The sequence below is a fragment of the Streptomyces sp. NPDC007025 genome, from assembly GCF_042869455.1.
GTDB lineage: Bacteria > Actinomycetota > Actinomycetes > Streptomycetales > Streptomycetaceae > Streptomyces.
Genome location: NZ_JBIAFT010000010.1, coordinates 70,734 through 92,911 on the forward strand (window position 1 = coordinate 70,734; position 22,178 = coordinate 92,911).

At 72.0% G+C, this 22,178-nt stretch carries 17 protein-coding genes; 6 read left to right on the forward strand and 11 right to left on the reverse strand.

What is annotated here, in order from left to right; genetic code table 11:
• Positions 1 to 101 precede the first annotated feature (101 nt).
• From ACFYMO_RS20240 to ACFYMO_RS20250, 3 genes are all read right to left on the reverse strand, one after another.
• Positions 102 to 3,470, reverse strand: coding sequence for a BTAD domain-containing putative transcriptional regulator (locus ACFYMO_RS20240; protein WP_366770593.1), 3,369 nt, complete (start codon positions 3,468 to 3,470; stop codon positions 102 to 104).
• Between the two features lie 290 nt (positions 3,471 to 3,760).
• Positions 3,761 to 4,126: a hypothetical protein gene (locus ACFYMO_RS20245; RefSeq protein WP_366770594.1), complete on the reverse strand. Its 366-nt coding sequence runs from the start codon at positions 4,124 to 4,126 to the stop codon at positions 3,761 to 3,763.
• Between the two features lie 123 nt (positions 4,127 to 4,249).
• Entirely contained in the window at positions 4,250 to 5,206 is a 957-nt protein-coding gene (locus ACFYMO_RS20250; RefSeq protein WP_366770595.1) for a LysR family transcriptional regulator, read from the reverse strand.
• A 145-nt stretch (positions 5,207 to 5,351) separates the two neighbouring features.
• On the opposite strand from ACFYMO_RS20250, the gene ACFYMO_RS20255 reads away from it, so the two are divergent.
• The gene (locus ACFYMO_RS20255; protein ID WP_366770730.1) at positions 5,352 to 6,344 is read left to right on the forward strand and encodes an EamA family transporter; all 993 of its coding nucleotides are present in this window, start codon (positions 5,352 to 5,354) and stop codon (positions 6,342 to 6,344) included.
• Between the two features lie 172 nt (positions 6,345 to 6,516).
• The gene (locus ACFYMO_RS20260; protein WP_366770596.1) at positions 6,517 to 7,314 is read left to right on the forward strand and encodes a site-2 protease family protein; all 798 of its coding nucleotides are present in this window, start codon (positions 6,517 to 6,519) and stop codon (positions 7,312 to 7,314) included.
• 10 nt (positions 7,315 to 7,324) lie between these two features.
• Here ACFYMO_RS20260 and ACFYMO_RS20265 read toward each other — a convergent pair whose 3' ends face one another.
• The 8 genes from ACFYMO_RS20265 to ACFYMO_RS20300 form a co-directional block, all read right to left on the reverse strand.
• Positions 7,325 to 7,531, reverse strand: coding sequence for a hypothetical protein (locus ACFYMO_RS20265; protein ID WP_366770597.1), 207 nt, complete (start codon positions 7,529 to 7,531; stop codon positions 7,325 to 7,327).
• Positions 7,532 to 7,601: 70 nt separating this feature from the next.
• Positions 7,602 to 9,083, reverse strand: a complete 1,482-nt coding sequence (locus tag ACFYMO_RS20270) for an MFS transporter (protein ID WP_366770598.1) — start codon at positions 9,081 to 9,083, stop codon at positions 7,602 to 7,604.
• A gap of 167 nt (positions 9,084 to 9,250) precedes the next feature.
• On the reverse strand, positions 9,251 to 9,964 hold the full coding sequence (locus ACFYMO_RS20275; protein WP_366770599.1) for a hypothetical protein: 714 nt from the start codon (positions 9,962 to 9,964) through the stop codon (positions 9,251 to 9,253).
• 13 nt (positions 9,965 to 9,977) lie between these two features.
• Positions 9,978 to 10,691: an NADPH-dependent F420 reductase gene (gene npdG, locus ACFYMO_RS20280; protein WP_366770600.1), complete on the reverse strand. Its 714-nt coding sequence runs from the start codon at positions 10,689 to 10,691 to the stop codon at positions 9,978 to 9,980.
• An 85-nt stretch (positions 10,692 to 10,776) separates the two neighbouring features.
• Entirely contained in the window at positions 10,777 to 11,235 is a 459-nt protein-coding gene (locus tag ACFYMO_RS20285; RefSeq protein WP_366770601.1) for a hypothetical protein, read from the reverse strand.
• 148 nt (positions 11,236 to 11,383) lie between these two features.
• Positions 11,384 to 13,783 (reverse strand): DUF6571 family protein, encoded by a 2,400-nt coding sequence (locus tag ACFYMO_RS20290; protein WP_388547834.1) that lies wholly within the window; start codon positions 13,781 to 13,783, stop codon positions 11,384 to 11,386.
• Between the two features lie 13 nt (positions 13,784 to 13,796).
• Positions 13,797 to 14,195 carry a hypothetical protein gene (locus ACFYMO_RS20295; protein ID WP_366770603.1) on the reverse strand — a complete coding sequence of 133 codons (399 nt, stop codon included), beginning with the start codon at positions 14,193 to 14,195 and terminating at the stop codon, positions 13,797 to 13,799.
• Positions 14,196 to 14,412: 217 nt separating this feature from the next.
• Positions 14,413 to 15,225, reverse strand: a complete 813-nt coding sequence (locus ACFYMO_RS20300) for a TrmH family RNA methyltransferase (protein WP_366770604.1) — start codon at positions 15,223 to 15,225, stop codon at positions 14,413 to 14,415.
• A gap of 382 nt (positions 15,226 to 15,607) precedes the next feature.
• Here ACFYMO_RS20300 and ACFYMO_RS20305 point away from each other — a divergent pair, with 382 nt between their 5' ends.
• From ACFYMO_RS20305 to ACFYMO_RS20320, 4 genes are all read left to right on the forward strand, one after another.
• Entirely contained in the window at positions 15,608 to 15,802 is a 195-nt protein-coding gene (locus ACFYMO_RS20305; RefSeq protein ID WP_074998460.1) for a hypothetical protein, read from the forward strand.
• A 199-nt stretch (positions 15,803 to 16,001) separates the two neighbouring features.
• Positions 16,002 to 16,808 (forward strand): DUF2118 domain-containing protein, encoded by an 807-nt coding sequence (locus ACFYMO_RS20310; RefSeq protein WP_388547839.1) that lies wholly within the window; start codon positions 16,002 to 16,004, stop codon positions 16,806 to 16,808.
• 158 nt (positions 16,809 to 16,966) lie between these two features.
• The gene (locus ACFYMO_RS20315) at positions 16,967 to 19,108 is read left to right on the forward strand and encodes an NHLP family bacteriocin export ABC transporter peptidase/permease/ATPase subunit (RefSeq protein WP_388548154.1); all 2,142 of its coding nucleotides are present in this window, start codon (positions 16,967 to 16,969) and stop codon (positions 19,106 to 19,108) included.
• 8 nt (positions 19,109 to 19,116) lie between these two features.
• A complete protein-coding gene (locus ACFYMO_RS20320; RefSeq protein ID WP_388547842.1) occupies positions 19,117 to 22,059 on the forward strand; it encodes an NHLP bacteriocin export ABC transporter permease/ATPase subunit in 2,943 nt (980 codons plus the stop codon).
• Positions 22,060 to 22,178: the final 119 nt, after the last annotated feature.

The following is a 22,178-nucleotide window of genomic DNA, read 5'->3' on the forward strand; positions in this document are numbered from 1 at the left end:
CGGCCCTGCCGGAGCGGTTCCGGCCGGCGGCTCCGCTGCCGGACAGAACCGGGCGCCGACCGGTCCCGGGCGCGCGGCGCCCGGGACGGCGGCGCTCCGGTTCAGGCGTCGCGCACCAGGTCGACGGCTTCCGCCAGGGTGAGGCCGGCGCCGGAGCTGTACGCCCGTGCGTACGCTCCTCCTCCGGGCAGCGCTTCCCGCACGGCCGCTTCGGCGGCCTTCCGCGACTCCCGCTCGACGGGGTGCGGGAAGTGCCCCTCCGGCAGTTTCGAGAGGCCGTCGTAGGCCCCGACCAGGCGCCCGCCCTCGGCGCCCCGGCCGAGCAGCGCCAGGGCTCGTGCGGCGGTCAGGAACTGACTCAGCGTCAGGTGCGGGGCGATGGCCTCCGCCACCACCTCGCGGGTCTTGAGGATCGACTCCTGGACGATGGCCAGCGCCTCGTCGCCGTGACCGTCCTCGACATACGTCCAGGCCAGCACACCCTCGATCATCCCCGCGAAGAGCTGTGGGATCCGCTCGGCGAACTGGTCGACCAGCGGGATCAGCAGCGCCCGCGCCGATGCGGTCCGGCCCAGCCGGGTGAGATGGACGGCCCACTGCACGGCCGCGAAGTTGGGGCCTTCGCCGCCCATGTGCTCCGACTCCTCGGTGGCCTCCTCCATCAGCCGCTCGCCCTCGGCGACCTGCGCCGGGTCGCCCAGCTCCACCAGCACCGATCCCAGCCGGGACTTGAGCTGCGGCACCTGGCTGTGGGCGCCGAGCTGGTCGGCCCGTTCGATGGCGTGCCGGCAGTCCTCGGCGGCCCGCGCGAACTCCCCCCGGGCGGTGAGCGCCTCGGCACGGCCCGAGAGCGCCTCGGCCTCCCCCCAGGCGTCCCCGACCCGGCGGAAGATCTCCAGGCTCTCCGCCGCGTCCGCGGTCGACCGGTCCCAGCTCTCGGGGTGGTCGCTGGTGAGTTTGGCGCGGAGTTGGAGGGCGAAGGCCAGCTCCCACTCGTAGCCCAGTTCACGGCAGCCCGCCACGAAGGCGTCGGACAGCTCCGCGAGCTTGCCCACCTCACCGATCATCATCCAGGCGAAGAACCACATGCAGCCCGGGATGCGGCACACCTGCGGCATTCCCGGCGAGTAGACCCGGGTGATGGTGCGCAGCTCCGCCTGCCGCTGCGGGCTCGCCAGCTCCCGCACGCCCTCCTCCGCGTCCGCCAGCACCATCAGCCGCGCCCCGCGCCGGGCCTCCCACAGCTGCTCCTCGCTCATGGGCGGCGGCTTCGCGGTGCACGGCTCGTACAGCGGCGGCGCGGGGCGGGCCTGGTCGGCGAACGGGTCGGGGCCGAGGGCCAGCGCGGCGTCCCCCCATTGGCGCGCGTCGCCGCGGTGGCCGCGCAACTGCCAGAACCAGCTCATGGACAGGATCATGCACAGCGCCTCGTGCTCGTCCCGTGCGGCGACGGCCCGGCGCAGTGCGGCGCGGATGTTGTCGTGCTCGCGCTCCAGCCGGTCCAGCCAGGTGACCTGCTCGGGCCCGCGCAGCAGCGGGTCGGCGCAGCGGGCCAGTTCGCGGTAGACGGCCAGATGGCGGCGCTCGGCGTGGTCCCGTTCGCCCGGCACCGCGTCCAGCTTCTCGGCGGCGTATTCGGCGACGGTCTCCAGCAACCGGTAGCGCATCCCGGCCGCGTCGTCGGGGGCCGCCACCACCAGCGACTTGTCGACAAGGGAACTCAACAGCGCGGCGATGTCCTCGTCCGTCCGCTCGGCCAGGTCCGCGCACACCTCCTCGACCTGCTCCAGCCGGCAGCCGCCCACGAAGACCGACAGCCGCCGCAGCACGTCCCGCTCCGCCGCGTCCAGCAGCTCCCACGACCAGTCGACCACCGCACGCAGCGTCTGCTGACGCGGCAGCACCGTCCGACTGCCGCTGTTGAGCAGCCGGAACCGCTGGTCGAGACGGCGGGCGAGCTGCTCGGGGGCGAGCGAGCGCAGCCGGGCCGCCGCCAGCTCGATGGCCAGCGGCAACCCGTCCAGCCGGCGGCAGATCTCCGCACACGCCTCCGGATCGTCCTCGACCCGGAACCCGGGACGCGCGGAGGCGCCCCGTTCGGCCAGCAGCCGCAGCGCCACCGGGTCCGGCAGCGGCTCGACCGGACGGACGAACTCTCCCGGCACACCGAGCGGTTCGCGGCTGGTGGCCAGCACGGTGACTCCCGGGCACTCCACCAGCAGCCGCTCCACCACTCGCGCCGCCGCCCCGACGAGATGCTCGCAGTTGTCCAGCACCAGCAGCATCCGGCGGGCCGCGCAGCGTTCGGACAGCTGGGCCAGCGGATCTCCCGCCGTCGGGTCGGAGGCCGCCCGCAACCCCTCGGCGGTGGTGCCGGTCAGCAGCGTCTCGCGCCCGCCGAGCGCGGTGAGCACGGCCTCCGCCGTCGCCCCCTGGTCCTCCGGATCGCGTACGGCGGCGAGTTCGGCCACCCACACACCGTCCGCCCACTCCTCGCCGCGCTCCGCGCGGGCCCGCGCCGCCGCCTCCAGCGACAGCCGTGTCTTGCCCGCTCCGCCGGGCCCGGTCAGCGTCACCAGCCGCGCCGCACCCAGTTCCCGGGACAGCGCCTCGATCTCACCGTCCCGGCCGACGAACGAGGTGAGACCGCCCCGCAGATTCCCCGGCACCCGCCGGGACGGCCGTCCCACTGCGGGCTCCACGGAGTGCTCCGGGGCGGCCGCCGGAGGATCCTCGGCCAGCAGGCGGGCGTGCAGTCCACGCAGTTCGGCGCCCGGATCGGTGCCGAGCCGGTCGGCGAGCCGGGCGCGCACCGCCTCGTAGGCGGCCAGCGCCTCGGCGGTACGGCCCGCGTCGCGCAGCGCGCGCAGCAGCACCGCCTGCAGCGGCTCGTCGATCGGGTGCTCGGCGGCCAGCTGCCGTACCGAGGGCAGCACTTCCTCGGCCCGGCCGAGGGCGAGCGCCGCCTCGGCCCGGTGCCGGCGGGCCCCCAGCGCACGGTCGGCGGCGCGGACACCGGCGGCCCCTCCCCCGTCGGGCAGGTCGGTCAGCGCGGGGCCGCGCCACAGGGCGAGGGCGTCGTCCAGGAGGTCGAGGGCCTTGGCCGGGTCGTCGTCCGCGAGCGCGGCGGCCCCCTCGGAGGCCAGCCGCTCGAAGCGGTACAGGTCGATGTCGTCGCGGTCGGCCACCAACCGGTAGCCGCCTTCCCCCGAGCCCACCGCCTCCCGGCCCAGGGACCTGCGCAGCCGTCCGACGAGCGCCTGGAGCGCCGCCGTCTCGTCGGCCGGCGGGTCCTCGTCCTCCCCCCACACCGATGCGGCGAGTTCACCGGAGCGCACCGTGCGGCCCCCCGCGAGGGCGAGCGCGGTCAGCAGAGCGCGCAGCCGCGCTCCCCCGATCGGCACGGCGGTGCCGTCCTGGCGGAGGGCCTGGGTGGTTCCCAGAACGCGATAGAGGTAGCGCACCCTCACATACTGCCATCGGCCGTGCGGCACCCGGTGGGCAGACGGCCGGCGCGGGCCGCTCGTGCGCCGGTGGCGGGGACCGGGAGGGGCGGATTCCGGGGGTGCCGAGGGCCGCGCACCGGAGGGGAAGCGGTCACGGGAGGGCGCCGGAGAGCCGGAGGCGGTTGCCGGAGAGCCGGGTGGGGCGCGCACGGGATCGAGGCGCGGGCCGCCGCGTCGTGCGCGGGCCACCGGACGCCGAACGGGCCGGGAGCACGGTGGAGTCCGTGCGCCCGGCCCGGGGCGTGCCCCGCCGGTCAGGCGCGGCGGCAGTCCTTACCGCGCACCCACCTGGGGGTGTTGGCGTAGCCGGAGCCGCCGTGCCTGCTCACGCAGAGCACCTTGTGGTGGCCGTGCCGCGTCTTGATGGTGAACGGACCGCGGATGTCGCCGCGGCGCGGGGCGTTGATCGCGTGGCACCGGCCGCTGCCGACCGCGGCGTGGTGGTGGTCGCGGTGGTCCCACTCCAGCCGGTCGCAGACGTAGCCGCGCTTGTGGTGGTGACCGCCGTCAGGCCCGTCACCGGCGACCGCCGCCACCGGGGCCATGCCCACCAGCGCGGTCGCCATCGCCGCCACCACGGTCAGGGCCCGTGCGCGGCGGGTTGTTGCCGACTTCCTCATCTGGCTGTCCTTTCCTCTTCCCGTGTCTGCTCCGCCTCTGTCGGCGGGACGTCGGGAGATGTGCACTCGCACCGGTTCAGAACAGCAGGCATCGCGGCTTCTGGCCCGGAATCCTCCGTAACGTCACTCTTTGAGCGAGTCCACACCACCCTGTCGGTGGCATTGGCAGCGCGCGGGTGAGGGAACGGCGCTCGCCGCCTCACGCAGGACGCGCAGCGCCACCCTGACCGCCGGGCGACGCAGCAGCCCGTCGCGGGTGACCGCGAACAACCGGCGGGTGGGCGTGGGCTCCAGGGGGCGCAGCACCACCCCGTCGGGCAGCGGACCCCGCCCCAGCCGGGGCAGCAGGGCGATGCCCAGCCCCGCGGCGACCAAGGCGACCTGGGTCTGGAACTCGGCCACGTAGTAGGCGACATCCGGCTCCTGGCCCGCGGTGCGCAGCGTCGTGTGCAGCCAGTCGTGGCAGAGGGTGCCCGGCGGCTGGCACACCCAGCGCCGGCCGGCCAGGTCCGCCGTCTCCAGGATGTCCAACGCGGCCAGCGGATGCCCGGCCGGCACCAGCACTTCGCAGGTGTCCACGCCCAGCGGAACGCTGCGCACCCCCTCCGGTGCGGGCATCGGGGTGATGTCCCAGTCGTGGGCCAGGGCCAGATCGATCTCACCTCTGGCCACCAGCCCCACCGACAGATGCGGATCGACCTCCGACATCCGCAGGTCCAGTTGCGGGTGGTCGGCGGCGAGTTCGGCCAGCACGCGGGGCATCAGCCCGCGGGCGCCGCTGGGAAAGGCGGCGAGCCGCAGCTGGCCCGCGGGGTGCCCCTTGCGCTGCTCCAGCGCGACCTCGGCCTGTTCGACGAGGCCGAGCACCTCCTCCGCGGTCCGCACCAGCATCAGCGCGTCGTCGGTGAGGGCGATCCCGCGCCCCGCCCGCTCCAGCAGCGCGGTGCCGGTCTCCCGTTCCAGCTTGGCGACCTGCTGGGAGACGGCGGACGGGGTGTAGCCGAGTGCCTGCGCGGCCTTGCCCACCGAACCGTGCAGGTGGACCGCGTGCAGCGCTCGCAGTCTGGACAGGTCGAGCACGTCTCTGCGCCCCTCTCCGGATTCCGTGCCCGCACGGCGGGCACGACGGTCCAGCGGCACGGACGATTCAGTATTGCTGAATCCAACCATGAAGAAGCCTGTGCTGGTACTGAACGGTCCGGCCCGCGACGATCGGAGCATGCGTCTGCGTCCCCTCCACTGCGCCCTCGCCGTCCTCGTCACCGGCGTCTGGGGTGTCAATTTCGTCGTCATCGACGTCGGGCTGCGGCACTTCCCGCCGCTGCTCTTCTCCGCGCTGCGCTTCCTGGTCGCCGCGCTCCCCGCCGTCTTCCTCGTCCGCCGCCCCGGCGTCGCGCTGCGCTGGATCGTCGCCGTCGGGCTGGCCCTGGGGGTGGCGAAATTCGGGCTGCTGTTCATCGGGATGCGCGCCGGGATGCCCGCGGGACTCTCCTCGCTCGTCCTCCAGGTGCAGGCGGTCTTCACCGCCGTCTTCGCCGCCGCATTCCTGCACGAACGACTCGGCCGGGTACGGCTGGCGGGGATGGCGGTGGCGCTGGCCGGGATCGCGGTGGCCGGCGCGGGACAGGGCTCGACCGGCCCGCTGGGCGGCTTCCTCCTGGTCGTCGCGGCGGCCGCGGCCTGGGGCGTGTCCAACGTGCTGACCCGGAAGGCGGCACCCCCGGACGCGCTCTCGTGGATGGTGTGGGTGAGTCTCGTCCCGCCGCTGCCGCTGGCAGTGCTCTCCCTCCTCTTCGAAGGCCCCGCCGCCGACCTCGCGGCGCTGCGCTCCCTCGACCCGGGCGGACTCGGCGCGGTGTGCTTCGTCGCCTGGGCCGCGACCCTCTTCGGCTTCGCCGCCTGGGGGTTCCTGCTGCGGCACTACGACGCCTCGGCCGTGGCACCCTTCTCGCTGCTGGTGCCGGTCTTCGGTATGACCTCGGCAGCGGTGCTGCTGGGCGAGCGCATCACCGCGCCGGACGCCCTGGCCGCCGCGCTGCTGATCGGCGGCGTCACAATGGTGTCCCTGGCAGGGCGGCGCGGCGGACGGGTGGTGGCGGCCGGGGCACGCGGGGCGGCGACGGCGGAGGAACCCCCGGCAGCGTCCTCCGCGACCTCCCGCGCAACGTCCCCCGCAGCGCCCGGAGCAGCGCCGAAGTCCGCCGCGGGGGCGCCGTAGCACTGCTCCGGGGCCGCCGCGGAGCGCGGGGACCGAGCCGGACCCGGCGGCGGCAGGACACACGGGGTGCAGAGCGTCCGATACGGGTCGATGCCCCGTTCCCCGCGCACCAACGGCCGGTGTCGGGCGCGGGGTTCGCGGGGCCCGGCCACTGCGGGTACGGTCTGGCCCCATGACCAGCACCGCCACCCACCCGGACCATCACCGGATCAGTCCGGTCTTCCTCGGGCTCGTCGCGATCATGGCGGTCTCCGGCTGGGCCGTCTGGTCCGGCTGGGCCGAGGTGACGGGCGTCGCCGTGTTCTTCTTCGTCGTCTCCGGGTGGATCATCTCGCTGTGCCTGCACGAGTACGCGCACGCGCGGTCGGCGCTGCGGGCCGGAGACGTGTCCGTGGGGGCGAAGGGATATCTGACGCTCAACCCGCTGCACTACACGCACGCCATGCTCAGCATCGTGCTGCCGGTGCTCTTCGTCGTCCTCGGCGGCATCGGCCTGCCCGGCGGTGCGGTCTACATCGAACGCGGCCGGATCAGGGGCCGCTGGAAGCACAGCCTGATCTCGGCGGCCGGACCGCTGACGAACGCGCTGTTCGCGGCCGTGCTCACGGCACCGTTCTGGCTCGGCGCCATGCACGACGTCCCCGTCACCTTCCGCTGCGCGCTGGCCTTCCTCGCACTGCTCCAGGTGACCGCGGCGCTGCTGAACCTGCTGCCCGTACCGGGGCTCGACGGCTTCGGCGTCCTGGAACCCTGGCTGTCGCCCCGCGCCCGGCAGCAGGCCGAGCCCCTCACCCCGTTCGGGCTGCTGATCGTCTTCGGGTGCCTGTGGATTCCGCAGGTCAACGAGGTCTTCTGGGACTTCGTCGACACCCTGCTGCGGGGTATGGACGTCTCCGAACCGGAGACCTACCTGGGGCTGGAGTACTTCCGCTTCTGGGAGGGCGAACCCCAGAACGTGCTCGTGCCCTGAGCGAGCCGCCTCAGATGTCCTGGCGCTCCGCGGCTCGCGCCGTCCGGCGGTGGTAGTACCAGGCCATGTTCGAGGTCAGGCCCGCCAGCAGTACCCAGACGACACCGAGCCAGCTCCCGTTGGCGAAGGAGACCACGGCCGCGACGACGGCCAGGGCGCAGATGAGGGTCGCGTAGCGGGCGAGGCCCTTGGGGATGCGGCGGGCGGGGGCTGGCATGGCTCGGTCTCCAACGAGGGGTGCGGTGGTGCGCTGCGTACGCACGGATGTGCGCACCCGACATTGTCCCTCACCCCTCCCGGCGGGCGGCGCGGCGCCCGTACAGGACGTCGGCGACGGCCACCACCAGCGCGGCCGCGACGAAGCACACGGCGGTGAGCAGACCGTAGTCCAGTGCGGTCGCCCAGTTGCGGCTGCCGGCCAGCCGGGCGAAGAAGACCGCGCCCACCGCGGCGATCCCGGCGGCCGAACCGATCCGCTGCCCGGTCTGGATCACCCCTCCCGCCGCCCCGCCCTGCGCGACGGGCACCGAGCGCAGGGCCAGCGTCTGGTTCGGGGAGATGACCAGCCCGGAGCCGAGCCCCGCCCACAGCATCGGCCCGGTCAGCGCCCAGCCCACCCCGCTGCTCTGCACCTCGTGCACCGCGAGCGCCGCGCCCGCGAGACCGGTCAGGACCAGACCCAGCCCGACGGCGATCAGCGGACGGCCCACGCGGGTGATGAACCGGCCGCCGATCGCCGACGAGATCGCCGAGCCGACGGCGAAGGGCGTCAGCGTGAGCCCGGCCTGCAACGCGGTGTAGCCCATGCCGTTCTGCAGAAAGAGGGTGAAGATGAAGAAGATCGTGGTGAACCCGGCGAAGTAGACCAGCCCCAGCAGGGCGCCCAGCGAGTACGAGCGGTCCCGGAAGAGCCGCAGGTCCACCAGGGGCTCCCGGCCCCGCCGCTGGTAGACCCGCTCCCACCCAACGAACGCGCAGATCAGCAGCGCGCCGACGGGAACCAGCAGCCACTTGCCCTGGCCCTGCCACTGCCGCTCCTCCACCAGGGGCAGCATCAGCGCGAGCACCCCCGAGCCCAGCAGCGCCACACCGACCGGGTCGAGGCTGTGCCGGTGCCCGGTGTCGCGCTCGGCACAGGCGTGCGGCACCAGCCGCAGCGCGAGCAGGAACGCGACGATGCCGATGGGCAGGTTCACGAAGAAGACCCAGCGCCAGCCTTCCGCCGCGCCGAAGATCTGGATGAGCAGCCCGCCCAGCAGCGGTCCGACGGCGGTGGACAGGCCGATCGTGGAGCCGAGCAGACCGAACGCCTTGCCGCGCTCGGCACCCCGGAAGAGCTGCTGGATCATTCCGGAGATCTGCGGCATCAGCAGCCCGCCGCCCACGCCCTGCACCGCGCGTGACCCCACCAGCCAGCCGGCTCCCTGGGCGAAGCCGCAGGCCATGGAAGCGGCGGTGAACAGGACCAGCCCGCCGAGGAAGGCGGTGCGCCGGCCCAGCGCGTCCCCGACCCGGCCGGCGGGGACGAGGACGAGCCCGAAGGTGAGGGCGTATCCGGAGACGACCCAGGAGAGGGCGGACTGCGAGGCGGCCAGCCCCTTCTCGATCGCGGGCAGTGCGACGTTCACGATGGAGACGTCCAGCAGGGACATGAAGCCGACGATCAGGCACACCGACAGCGCCTTCCAGCGCCGCGGATCCGGCGTGTACGGCTCCTCGTCCGCCGTCGTCCCGGCCCGCCCGGAGGCGGGTTCGGGCTGCTGTGCCATCGCTGCCTCCCCGGCGGGCGCGCCCCGCGCCCCCTCTTCGCCGACCCCATCATGGTCGGGGTGGCGCGGCCGCATGTCCGCGACGCGCCCGGCCCGGGACCTCCGCGTTCCGACGGCCGTCAGTACACGAAAGAGCCAGCGGCGTCGGTACGAGAGGAGGACCGGCGTCAGCCGCGCCGGCCGGCCGGCGGACTCTGCTCGGGAGCCCGGCCACGGGCCTGCTCCGCGAGCCGGGTGGCCAGATCCGCGACCTGGTCGCGGGAGAGCCGGGTGCGGTGCTCGCCGATGCTGAGGACGAGGGCGACATCGCCCTGCCCGGTGACCGGCAGCCGCACCGCGGCGACGTTCCCGCTGGAGGTGAGCAGGGCCTCGCCCCCCTTCGCGCGCTGCGCCCGGCCCGCGTAGGCGAGCAGGTCGTCCATGGGGATGCCCGCGTCGTGCTGGATCTGCGGAAGCAGCACGCTGACGGCGTACCCCTTGGTGACGCCGACCGTGAAGAGGCGCACCTGCTCCTTGCCGAGACGGTAACCGCAGTCCACCAGCGCCCCGTCCGACTGCGCCAGCGGCGAGTCGGCGCCGTCGGGCAGCTCGCCCTCGACGGCACCGTCCTCGACCGCACCGTGCACGCCCGCCGCCCGCGCCGCAGCAGCCATGTCGTAGCGGACAGGGCAGCGGGATCCCGGTTCGGCGGCCATCCGCCGGACGGCGGAGACACTCAGCGGCGCAGACGCGGACCGCTCACTCCGGCCGTCACCGCGGTTGTCACCGCCGTCGGCGTCGCCACCGTCGCCGTCCTCGCCCAGGCCGGAGCAGCTCGCGAGCACGGCGGCGATCACGACGGCGACCGTCAGCCCGCCGCCGGGGATCCGCCACTTGCCCACCCCGCTCCGCTCCTCAGATGTCGGTGAGCCGGACGCCCGCGTGCGCCTTGTAGCGCCGGTTGACGGAAATGAGGTTGGCCACCAGGGACTCCACCTGGTGCGCGTTGCGCAGCCGCCCGGCGAACACCCCGCGCATCCCGGGAATCCGGGCCGCCAGGGCCTGCACGATCTCGCAGTCCGCCCGCACCTCGCCCAGCACCATCACATCGGTCTCGATCTCCTCGACCTCCGGGTCGGAGAGCAGCACGGCGGACAGGTGGTGGAACGCGGCCGTCACCCGCGACTCCGGCAGCAGCGCGGCGGCCTGCTGGGCGGCGCTGCCCTCCTCCGGCACCAGCGCGTAGGCGCCCTTCTTGTCGAACCCGAGCGGGTTGACGCAGTCCACCACGAGCTTGCCGGTCAGCTCCTCGCGCAGCGACTCGATCGTCTTGGCGTGCCCCTCCCACGGGACGGCGACGATGACGATGTCGGACTCCCGGGCGCAGGCGGCGTTGTCCGCGCCGCGCACACCGTGCCCGATCTCGTCGGCGGCCTGCTGCGCCCGCTCGGCGGCCCGCGACCCGATGGTGACGGCCATCCCGCTCCGCGCGAGCCGGTAGGCCAGCCCGCGCCCCTGGTCCCCGGTGCCCCCGAGCACCCCCACCGTCATCCCGGACACATCGGGAAGCTCCCAGGGGTCCTTCTTGGGTGCGGCGGCTTTGGCATCGGACGAGGCAGCAGAAGTCATACGGCGCATCCTGCCATCGCCCGCCGGAGGTTACCCGGCGTCCACCTCGTGAGGGTGATCACGTCGCCCACCCGCGCGCCGGACCTCACTCGGCCGACCCGCTCCCCGCCCGGCAGGACAGCTTCCCCACGACCTCCGCCATGGCGAGCTCCGCCACCTTGCCGAACGCTTCGTGAGCACGGTCCGGATCCTCGCTGAGAGGAGATTCGTCCGCACTGACGTCGATCAGAAACCGGGTGAAGTCCTTGTCCGGATCCCCGTTCGGCCGCCCGCAGTCCACAGCGGCGACAGCCCCGCCGGACCAGGTGGCCACCTCATACGGCCCCTTGTATCTCCGCGGCTTCTCCGGAGTGTTGTGCGCCTTGATCTGCTCATTCGGGGTCGAAGGGGCCACCTCGTCGTTCTGTTTGGCCCAGCCACCGACCACACCGACTTGGGGGAGGCCGTCCACCAGGTAGCGACAGCCTTGCGCCGTCACATGCCTCTCCCCCCACTCGGCGAGAGAATCCTTCTCCAGCTTCTTCCCGGAACCGAAGAGAGCCACATAGTTCTCCTGTCCCAGATCCAGACCGCACAGGCGCTCAGGGACCGCATATTCCCGCTCGGGTTCCCCGGCGCACGAAGCCAATACCAGCACCGAGGCGACAGCGATCAGCAGAGCGCCCCGACGGCGCCCGATACCGGAGACGCCCCTACTGGCTCGGGGGCGCGCTGCCGTGCTGCCCGGCAGAGTGGGAGCCCCTCTGAAAGGCATCCAGCGCTTCCCTGCGCGCACCGTCCTTGACCCCCGCAAGAATATCCCCCTCCAAGCCGACTTCTTTTCCGTACTGCACAGCCCAGTCACGGGCGAAATCTCTCATATTGGTTTGAGAATCTACATATTGATATCTAGTCTCGTCCTCAGTGACGTGCACCTCCCGGGGGATATCTTTCTTGATCAGCTTCATAATCGCCTCGTTCGCATCCGCCTGAGCCCAGCCAACCGGTGTCGACAACTGCGCCGCCGGTCCCTCACTCAAGAAACTGCCAGTACCCAGGCCAATTACCCTGTTCACCCACTTGCTCGCCTTGTCCGCCTTCTCGTTGAATTCCCGGTCATCACCTATTTTATCCTCGAAGAGCGCGTCCGCCTTCGCCTCGCTGAGAATTCCGGAGACATGAGCCGCACCGGCCACCGCATCTCCGGCGAGGTTCTCAGCCGTACCTCTGTCTACTCCCGGCTTCATCTCACCCAGCACATCGCGCAAGTGATCAAGAGAGTACATCTGCTGCGAAGTCTGGATAACGCCGTGGGCGTGGGGATCTCTGCCCAACTTATTCAGAAACCCCTCAAGATCCTCCGCTCCGAAGCGCGCCGTAGCCCCATTCGTCTTGTATTCGTCATCACCGGTCACATTCCGCTGCACATCCGCAGGATAGTCGGCGACAATCTCCCCGAGAGCGCCTCGCATGTCGGCGAGATCGCCGTCCTTGCTGAGGAGATGCTCTTCACCATCCTCCGCAGGCTTACCGAGGACGCGAACAACTTCCTCCATGACCCCGGCATTCGCCTCAGAATGCTTCGGCAAAAAGGTCGGCGATGCAGCATCCGGAAGTCGGCCCGTGGCACCAGCCCTCAATGCCGCCTCCAGTCCGTCTCGAGCGTCCTTGTCGACGACATCCGTGATGTCGTGGGCACCGGTGTCCACGATCTTCCAGTCCCGATCCTTCAGGAGATACTCAAGCCGGTCATTCTTTTCCACCTTCTCATCCGTCAGGTCCGCGTCCGAGGCGGGATCCAGGTAGCCTGCGGCAACATCCGGGTCCTTGGACATGATCTTCAACAGGCCGTCATAGGGGTCGTTCTCGAAGTGCTTGCTTGCCATCTCGGGGGGACCACCGTCGGATCCCTTCTTCCCGAATCCCATGTGATCCCAGATATTGGGATCCTTGTCCTCGGCCGAACGCAGATCATCTCCGAGGTCGTAAAGCATCTGCGGAGAATACCCGTCCCCGTGCTTCATCAGGGTGAGTAGACTCTGGTAGCCGCGGCCGTAAGTGGCAGTCCCACCAATGCCTCCCGGCTCCTTGTTCTCGATCGTCCACTTCTCCGCACCGGCCTTGCGCATCCCCTCGCGCCACTCGTCGTAGAAGTGTCCGTCCTTGCTGTGCAGCCAAGCGGTGTACTTCTTGCCGTACTCGGAGGAACTCAGCTTGATCTTCTTGCCGTTCCCGTCCCTGAACACCGGTACCTTGGTGGCCGTGGCCAAGGTATCGGCCAGTGTCTTCTCCATGCCCAGGTACTGGGAGCGGGCTGGGCTCGTCCCGCCTGCCCGGTAGGCGAGGGCGTTCATCTGGTTCGTGACATCGATCAGACCGCGAGGCCCGAGGGAGTTGAGCATGGTGCGGCTGAACTGCTTGTCGTCAGCGTTCTCGCGCAGCATCACCTGAAGTTCGTGGCGCTCCTGACGGCTCAGCCCACCGCCCTCCTTCGCGGAGTCCAGTCGAGCGGCCAAGTCGGATGCGCGATGGGCCGCGTATTTCTCGACGTCGCCGACAGCCTTCCCATTGAAGCCGCCCGACTCCCCCTTGCCGTCCTTGTCCCGCGCCGCGGCCTTGAGTGCCTTCATATTGTCGTAGTCGACATCGTCGACGTGCTTGACGGCATTCTGAATGCGGTGGTTCCACTTGGTCTCCTCGCCTGCACGGCCAGGATCACGAAGCGCGCTCTGCGCTTCTTCCTCAGTCATTTCGCTGGTGTCGAGATTGCACTTGCCGTACGCGTCGACCTTCATGCCGTCTTTGACAGCCTGGTCGCGGACCTTCTTCAGGTGCTCCCGAGCCTCAGTCAGTCGACTGTGCGAATCGTCCAGCAAATCGGCGATCTTCTTCGCCTGGTGCTTCGCTGCGGAGAGTTCGTGGAGGGTTGTTCTCGACGACTTCCAGAAAGCGTCCGCAGCCTCGCCTGACCACCCCTTTAGCTTGCCGCGCACATGATCACGGTAGTTGTCCCGCAGCGTGCCGCAACGCTTCCCCATCGCACGCCAGTTCTTGGCCGTCTCGCTCAGAGCGGAAAAATTCGCGTTCATGACGTCGTGGTACGTCAGCTCCATGAAAGCCCCACCCTCACAAGTCGTCGAGGCGGCTTCCGCCGTCCGGGGACGCCACGCTGCCGAATCCACGGACGCGGTCGACCTCTTGATTCTGGAAGACGGTCTTCGTCGCGTTGAGGGCGTGCATCTCGCTGCGCAGCCGAGTCGCGGCCTTCTTCGCCGCCTCGTCCCAGCGCTCCAGGCAGAAGTCGAGCCCCTTCCGGGTGTCCCAGCCCCGCAGCACACCAGGCGTGGTGTTGCTGCTTCCGAACACGTCCGTGGACGCCGTCACCGCCTGTCCACCCTCACGGACCACGGCCGGACCCAAGTCCGTCTCGATATAGTGCGCTGCCGCGCGTTTGTCGGCCGGGGTCACGGCCAGGTCGGCACGGCCCGAACCCTCCTGATGGCCCGGTGCTCCGTCAAGTCTCATGCGGGCCGACTCGCTGGTATGCCCCCGCTGCTCCTCGAAGGACAACGTATTCCCCCTTGGTGTTCAGTGCACTCGATCCCCCGTTGACCGTCACTCCGCAACCCCTCCGCGCATGTGCGTACCGTGACGAAACGAGCACCCTACCGGCCTGTTCGGGCGCCAGGTCAACCGCACCGGCGGACGGGCCGGTTCCGCGCCGCACCGGTCCCGGGGCCGCTCATCGGCGCTGGCGGGCTGCCTCGTAAAGGGCTGCCGTTGCCGCGCCGGCGGCGTTGAGGGACGAGGCGGCGCCGTGCATGGGGATGTGGACGGTGCGGTCGCAGCGCTGTCGCCAGGTGGCGCTGAGGCCGGTGGTCTCGTTGCCGACCAGGAGGAGGAGCGGGCCGGTCAGGTCGGCGTCGAAGAGCGGGGTCTCGCCGTGTTCGTCGGTGCCGACGACGGTGACGCCGCGGCCGGAGAGCCAGTCGTCCACCTGGCGCGGGGAGCCGACGCGGACGGCGGGCAGCGAGAAGAGGGAGCCGGTGCTGGCGCGGACGGACTTGGGGTCGTAGACGTCGGCGGCGTGGCCGCTGACGACGAGCCCGTCCGCACCGAAGGCGTCCGCGGCCCGGATGAGGGTTCCGATGTTGCCGGGGCTGGTGGGACGGTCGAAGAGGACGCCGAGGAAGGCCGGGCCGACGGGGATGCGGGACAGGTCGTCCTGCGGCAGTCCGGCGACGGCGACGAGTTCGGCGTCGCCCTCCTCGCGCTCGCTGAGTTCGGCCAGCAGTTCGGGGGCCATGGCGACCCGCTCGCCGGGGGCGGGCGAGTCGAGGAGGTCGTGCGCCCACTTGGACAGCCTGCGGCCCTCGGCGTAGAGCAGGGCGCTGATCGGCCAGTCTGCTTCCACCGCCAGCGAGATCGGACGGACCCCTTGGACCAGAAACTCCCCCGCGCGCTGCCGCTTGGTGCGGTTCGTCAGCAGGGCCTGCCACTGCTGGAAGCGTGCGTTGCGAGTGGTGACCCGGGTACGCCGGTGGACGGTGCGCATCCCGCCGAGAATATCGGGTGCCCGGGCGCCCTCCGGTTCTCGTCGGCCTCTCGTCGGCTCCCGTCGGCGCCGCGCGGATCGCACGCGGCCCCCGGGACACCACTCTCCGGAAACGCCGCACAAGGGGGCAGGGCTGTGCCGTTTCATCGACAGGCAGTGCACCATGTGGAGATCTTGAGACGAGTGGCGCCTCAAGTGGCGGGCAACTGCGGCGGCGTGTTTGTCTTTCTGGGCAGTCGGGCGGAACCAGTGCTACCGGTTCGTGTTCGTCCGGTTTTCCGGATGTGCCCAACGCCCGGTTGATGAGCGCCCTGATCGGCATTTTGCGCCGCCCGGGGCGAGTCCCCCTCATAACCCGAAAGCAATGAAGGGAAGCGCATTCATGCGTCACCAGATCGAGACCGCCGAGCTTGCCGACGCCGAGCTGGACGCCGTCTCCGGCGGCCTGCTGAACGAGACCCTCGGTTCGGTCGGCGGCACCGTCGACGGCGTCGAGGGCCTGGTCGGCAACACCGTCAACGGTGTGAGCACCGACGGCCTGCCGAGCGTCGGCGTCTCCCTCGGCGCTCAGTCCTGACCTCTCGGTCAGGAGACAGGTGTCCTTGACCGACACCTTTCCCGCGTCGTCCCGGAAGTATTCCCAATTCCTCTGACGTGGGGCCATGCATAAGCCCCGGAACCTCGTTCCGGGGCTTATGCGCACGGTCACGTGCCGCTTTCGACATCCCGGTGAACGATCGCGGAAATCGCGTGAAGGAAAGGTAAGGGAAGGTGCCGTGGAGTTCCGCAAGAAGGCGCTTGCCAAGTTGCAGTCGCCCGAAGAACTCGACGTTCCGGTGCGTTTCGCACGGCCGCAGGGCCTGCTCGTCCTCGTCGTCACACTCGTGGTGATGGCGGCGGGCTGCGTGTGGGCCGTCACCGGAACCGTCTCGTCCAAGCTCACCGCGCCCGGCGTCCTGACCCGTGCCGAGGGCAGCTATCTGCTGCAGAGCCCCGTCTCCGGCCAGGTGACCGCCGTGCACGCGGAGGCCGGGCAGCGGGTGGACAAGGGCGCGCCGGTGGTGAGCGTGCACACGGCCCGCGGCGTGCGCGCCGTCCGCGCGGTGGCGCGCGGCCGGGTGACGTCCCTGGCGGCGGAGACGGGCGCGGTGGTGACCACGGGCGCGGACGTGGCGACCGTCGAGCGCGTCAAGGGGCCGGACGATCCGCTGGTGGCGATGGTCTACGTGCCCGCCGACAAGGGCACGACCGTGCGAGTGGGCGCCACGGTCGACCTGACCGTGGGCTCGGTGTCCGCCGACCGGTACGGCCTGCTGCGCGGCACGGTGCGGGCCGTGGGCCGGACTCCGCAGAGCGAGGAGCAGATCAGCGGCTTCCTGGGGGACGAGGAGCTGGCGCGCAGCTTCACCCGCGGGGGCCGCCCGCTGGCTGTCCAGGTGCGGCTGGACCGCTCCGCCTCGACGGCTTCGGGATACGTCTGGTCCCGGGGCGGGGGTCCCGAGTCGGCGCCCGAGTCCGCCACGCCGGTGCGTGGAGCCGTCCACCTCGCGGCGCAGCGGCCCGTCGACTGGCTGCTGCCGTGACCGCTCGTCAACGGGCCCCCGAGCAGGCCCCCGAACCGAACCCGGAGCCGGGCCCGCGGCAGCGCGCGCAGCAGCACCGGCGCAGGCACCGGAGCGGCCCGGCGCCCGCGCTCCGCACCGGACGGTCGTCGGCCGCGCCCAAGGGCAAGCAGCGCAGTGTGCGGACGCCCACCGTGCTCCAGATGGAGGCCGTCGAGTGCGGCGCCGCGGCGCTGGCCATGGTGCTGGGACACCACGGGCGGCACGTGCCGCTGGAGGAACTGCGCATCGCCTGCGGCGTCTCCCGGGACGGCTCCCGGGCCAGCAGCCTGCTGAAGGCCGCACGCGGCTACGGGCTGACGGCCAAGGGGATGCAGATGGAGCCCGCGGCGCTGGCCGAGGTGCGGGCGCCGGCCGTCCTGTTCTGGGAGTTCAACCACTACGTCGTCCTCGACGGGCTCGGCCGCCGCTTCGGCCGCCGCGGAGTGCACATCAACGACCCGGCCCGCGGGCGCAGATTCGTGCCCATGGAGGAGTTCGACTCCTCCTTCACCGGCGTGGTGCTGACCTTCACGCCCGCCGAGGACTTCCGCCGGGGCGGCCGCAGGCCGGGGGTGACGGCCGCGCTGCCCGCGCGGCTGCGCGGCACCTCGGGCGCGATGCTCGCGGCGCTGGTGGCCAGCTTCCTGCTGGTCGTCGTCGGCGCCTCGGTGCCCGCGCTCAGCCGCACCTACATCGACAGCTTCGTCTTCGGCGGGCAGGACTCGCTGCTGAAGGTGCTGTTCACCGCCATGGGCGCCGCCGTCCTGCTGACCGGCGTGCTGACCGCGATCCAGCAGGGCAACCTGCTGCGTGCCCGGCTGATCTCCTCCACGCTCAGCAGCGCCCGGTTCCTGCGGCATCTGCTGCGGCTGCCGGTGACCTTCTTCGCGCAACGCAACCCGGCCGACCTCGTCCAGCGCCTGCAGTCCAACGACACCGTCGCCGAGACGCTGGCCCGGGACCTGGCGGCGGCGGGGGTGGACGCGGTGGTCGTGGTGGGCTACGCGGCGCTGCTGTGGACCTACGACCCGCAGCTGACCCTCGTCGGCGTGGGTGTGGCACTGCTGAACGTGGTGGCGATGCGGGTGGTGGTGCGGATGCGGGCCACCGGGACACAGAAGCTGCGCGCCGAACGGGCCAAGCTGACCAACATCTCCTACAGCGGTCTGCAGCTCATCGAGACGATGAAGGCCACCGGCGGGGAGGACGGCTACTTCCGCCGCTGGGCGGGACGGCACGCCGGCACCCTCGACGTGCAGCAGCGGCTGGGGGTGCCGAGCGCCGCGCTGGCCGTCACCGCGCCCACCCTGGCCACCCTCAACAGCGCCCTGATCCTGCTGATCGGCGGGACGCGGGCGGTGGAGGGAGCCATCACGGCAGGGCTGCTGGTCGCGTTCCAGGCGCTGGTCACCAGCTTCACCGCGCCGCTGACGCGGCTGAACTCGGTTGCGGGCCGCATCCAGGACTTCGCCGCGGACGTCGCCCGGCTCAAGGACGTGGAGACCTTCCCCGCCGATCCGCTCTACACCCGGCGCGAGCCGCCCGCCAGCACCCGGCGGCTGGCCGGGCACGTGACGCTGGAGAACGTCACCTTCGGCTACAACCCGCTGGACAAGCCACTGCTGAGCGGGTTGTCGCTGGCCGTGGGGCCCGGCCGGCAGCTCGCGCTGGTGGGCGGCTCGGGCAGCGGCAAGTCCACCGTCTCCCGCCTGATCGCCGGTCTGTACACCCCGTGGGAGGGCACCATCCGGATCGACGGGCGGCGGCTGGAGGACCTGCCGCGCGGAGCGCTGGCCGCCTCCGTGTCCTTCGTCGACCAGGACGTGTTCCTCTTCGAGGGCACCGTGCGGGACAACGTGGCGCTGTGGGACCCCTCGATCACCGACGACGCGGTGGCGGAGGCGCTGCGGGACGCCGCGCTGCACGAGGATGTGGCGCGCCGCCCCGGCGGCCTGCACAGCCGGGTCGAGCAGGACGGCCGCAACTTCTCCGGCGGCCAGCGGCAGCGGCTGGAGATCGCCCGCGCTCTGGTGCGGCGGCCCAGCATCCTGGTGCTGGACGAGGTCACCAGCGCGCTGGACGCCGAGACCGAGGCCGTCATCATCGACAACCTGCGGCGGCGCGGCTGCGCCTGCGTGCTGATCGCGCACCGGCTGAGCACTGTTCGGGACAGCGACGAGATCGTGGTGCTGGACCGCGGAACCGCGGTGGAGCGGGGACGGCACGAGCAACTGCTGGCCGCGCGGGGCCCGTACGCGCGACTGGTCGAGGAGCACTGAGGCATCCGGTGACGTACGCCCATCCGGCCGGGGACCCGCCGCAGCACCCCGCGGACCCCGCGGTGCACCACGCGCCGCCCGGCACCGGCACGGTGACCGACGTGGTGGTCGCGCACTTCGGGCAGCTCGGCGAGGCAGTGGCGCACACACCCGGCGGCGGACCGGAGTTGGAGGGGCCGCACGTGCTGTGGCTGGTGGCCGGCGGCGCCATGGACGTGTTCGCGGTGGACGCCGCCGGGCAGGGCCACTGGCACTTCCTGGGACGGCTGGCGGCGGGCACCCTGCTGCTCGGCCCCGTCCAGGGGCCGCGGCACACGCTGGTGGGACGCCCGGTGCGCGGCGCCGTGCTGCGCCGGATCCCGCTGCTGGAACTGTTCCCGCAGTATCAGGAGGGGTACGGCCCCGGCGGATACACCGGCCACGGCACCGGCGCGTACCCGGCGTACGGCACCGCCGGTACGGCGGCGTACGGCGACCAGACCGGGCTCGGCCCGCTGGAGGACGCCTTCGTGCGGGGCGTGGGGCGCGGGCTGCGGGCGCTGTTCGAGGCCCCGCTGGACGGCCGCCCCGGACACGAGCGGTCCGGAGCAGGGCAGGGCCCGGCGACCGACGACGACATCCTGTGGATGCCGGTGGCACCGGGCGGTGTGCGGTACGGGACCGCGGGCGAGCTGCTGGTCGACGGGGCGACCTGGCAGCTCATGGTCGACCAGCTCGCCCGGCTGCTGTCCACCCTGGACCGCTGGATCGACCAGCTGGAGCGCGCCCACGAGGACCGCACGGCCGCCGGGATGGAGGCGGGCGAGACGGTACGCGCCGAGGCCGACGAGGCACTGCTCGCCTCGATCGACACCTCCGCACGGAGCGGTCCCGGCGGCGCGGGAGAGCGCACCGAGGACAGCACGCTCGCGGTGTGCCGGGCGGTCGCCGAGGCGGCCGGAGTCACCCTGCGGCCGCCTCCCGAAGGACTCTCGCGGGACGATCGCATGGACCCCGTGGAGCGGCTGGCGCTCACCTCGGGGCTGCGTACCCGCCCGGTGAAGCTGTCCGGCGACTGGTGGAAGGAGAACACCGGCCCGCTGGTGGGCCACCGTGCCGCGAGCGGTGCGCCGGTGGCGCTGCTGTGGCGGCGCGGCCGGTACGAGGCCGTACAGCCGGGCAGCGGCAGCCGCTGGCGGATCGGCTCGTCGAACGCGGGCGCCTTCGCGCCGCGCGCGGTGATGTTCTACCGGCCGCTGCCCGAACAGCCGCTGCCCGCCCGGCGGCTGCTGCGGTTCGCGCTGCACGGCGCCCGCGGCGACCTGCTCACGCTGGTGCTGAGCGGACTCGTCGCGGTCGGCCTCGGTGCGCTGGTGCCGGTGGCCACCGGGCAGGTGCTCGGCGCGTACGTACCGGCCGCGGAGAAGGGCCTCATCGTGCAGGCCGCCCTGGGGCTGGTGGGCACGGCGGTGGTGGCGGCGGCGTTCATGCTGCTGCAGAACACCGCGCTGCTGCGGCTGGAGGGCCGGATCGAGGCGAGTCTGCAACCCGCGGTGTGGGACCGGCTGCTGCGGCTGCCCACGCGGTTCTTCGCCGAGCGCTCCACCGGGGAGCTGGCCAGCGCCGCCATGGGGGTGAGCGCCATCAGACGGGTGCTGTCGGGCATCAGCTCGACCGTCGTGCAGTCCGGCACCCTGGCCGCGGTCAACCTGGTGCTGCTGCTGGCCTACAGCGTGCCGCTCGCCCTCGCGGCGCTCGGGGTGCTGACGGTCGTCGCGGCGATGTTCGCCGCGACCGGGCTGTGGCAGCTGCGCTGGCAGCGCAGGCTGGTCAAGCTCAACAACAAGCTGAACAACCAGGCCTTCCAGACGCTGCGGGGGCTGCCGAAGCTGCGGGTGGCGGCGGCCGAGTCGTTCGCGTACGCGGCCTGGGCCACGGAGTTCGCCCGCAGCAGGGAGCTGCAGCGGCGGGCCGGGCGCATCCGCAATCTGAGCACGGTCGTCAACGCGGTCTATCTGCCGCTGGCGATGCTGCTGCTGTTCGTGCTGCTGGCGGGGCCGGCCCGGGGCACGCTGTCCCCCAGCGGGTTCCTCACCTTCACCACCGCCATGACGCTGCTGCTGACCTCCGTCACGCAGTTGACCAACGCGCTCATCTCGTGTGCCTCCGTACTGCCGATGTACGAGCAGCTCAAGCCGGTGCTGCGGGAACTGCCCGAGGTGCGCGGCGGCAGCGTGCAGCCGGGCACGCTCTCGGGCGCGCTGGAGGTGCGGGACGTGGCGTTCCGCTACGCCGAGGACGGGCCGCCGGTCCTGGACGGCGTCTCCTTCCGGGTGGAGCCCGGGGAGTTCGTGGCGATCGTGGGGGCGAGCGGCTGCGGCAAGTCGACGCTGCTGCGGCTGCTGATCGGCTTCGAGAAGCCGGTCTCGGGCGAGGTGCGCTACGACGGGCAGGACCTCTCCTCGCTGCACCAGGCGGCGGTGCGCCGCCAGTGCGGGGTCGTCCTGCAGAACGCGCAGCCGCACGCGGGCTCCATCCTGGAGTGCATCTGCGGTGCCGAGACCTTCCCGCTGGAGGAGGTGTGGGAGGCAGCGCGCAGGGCGGGGGTCGCCGAGGACATCAAGGCCATGCCGATGGGGCTGCACACCATGCTGTCCGACGGCGGCGGCACCGTCTCCGGCGGGCAGCGGCAGCGCCTGATGATCACTCAGGCGCTGGTGCGGCGCCCGCGGCTGCTCTTCTTCGACGAGGCCACCAGCGCGCTGGACAACGCCACCCAGCGCGTGGTCACCGAGTCCACCCGGGAGCTGCGGGCCACCCGGATCGTCATCGCCCACCGGCTGTCCACGGTGCTGGACGCCGACCGGGTGATCGTCATGTCGGAGGGGCGGGTGGTCCAGCAGGGCGCACCTGCGGAGCTGCTGGCCGACCCGGACGGGCTGTTCCACGAACTGGTGCGCAGGCAGCGGTAGGGAGCCGGCGGTGGCCGGAGGGCGGGCTGCCCGGCGGCTGACGCGTGTGCGGGCGGGCCCGAGCGGGCCATTGACCCGCTTCGTGCGGGGGATCAGGATGCGAATGGCCGCTCCATGCC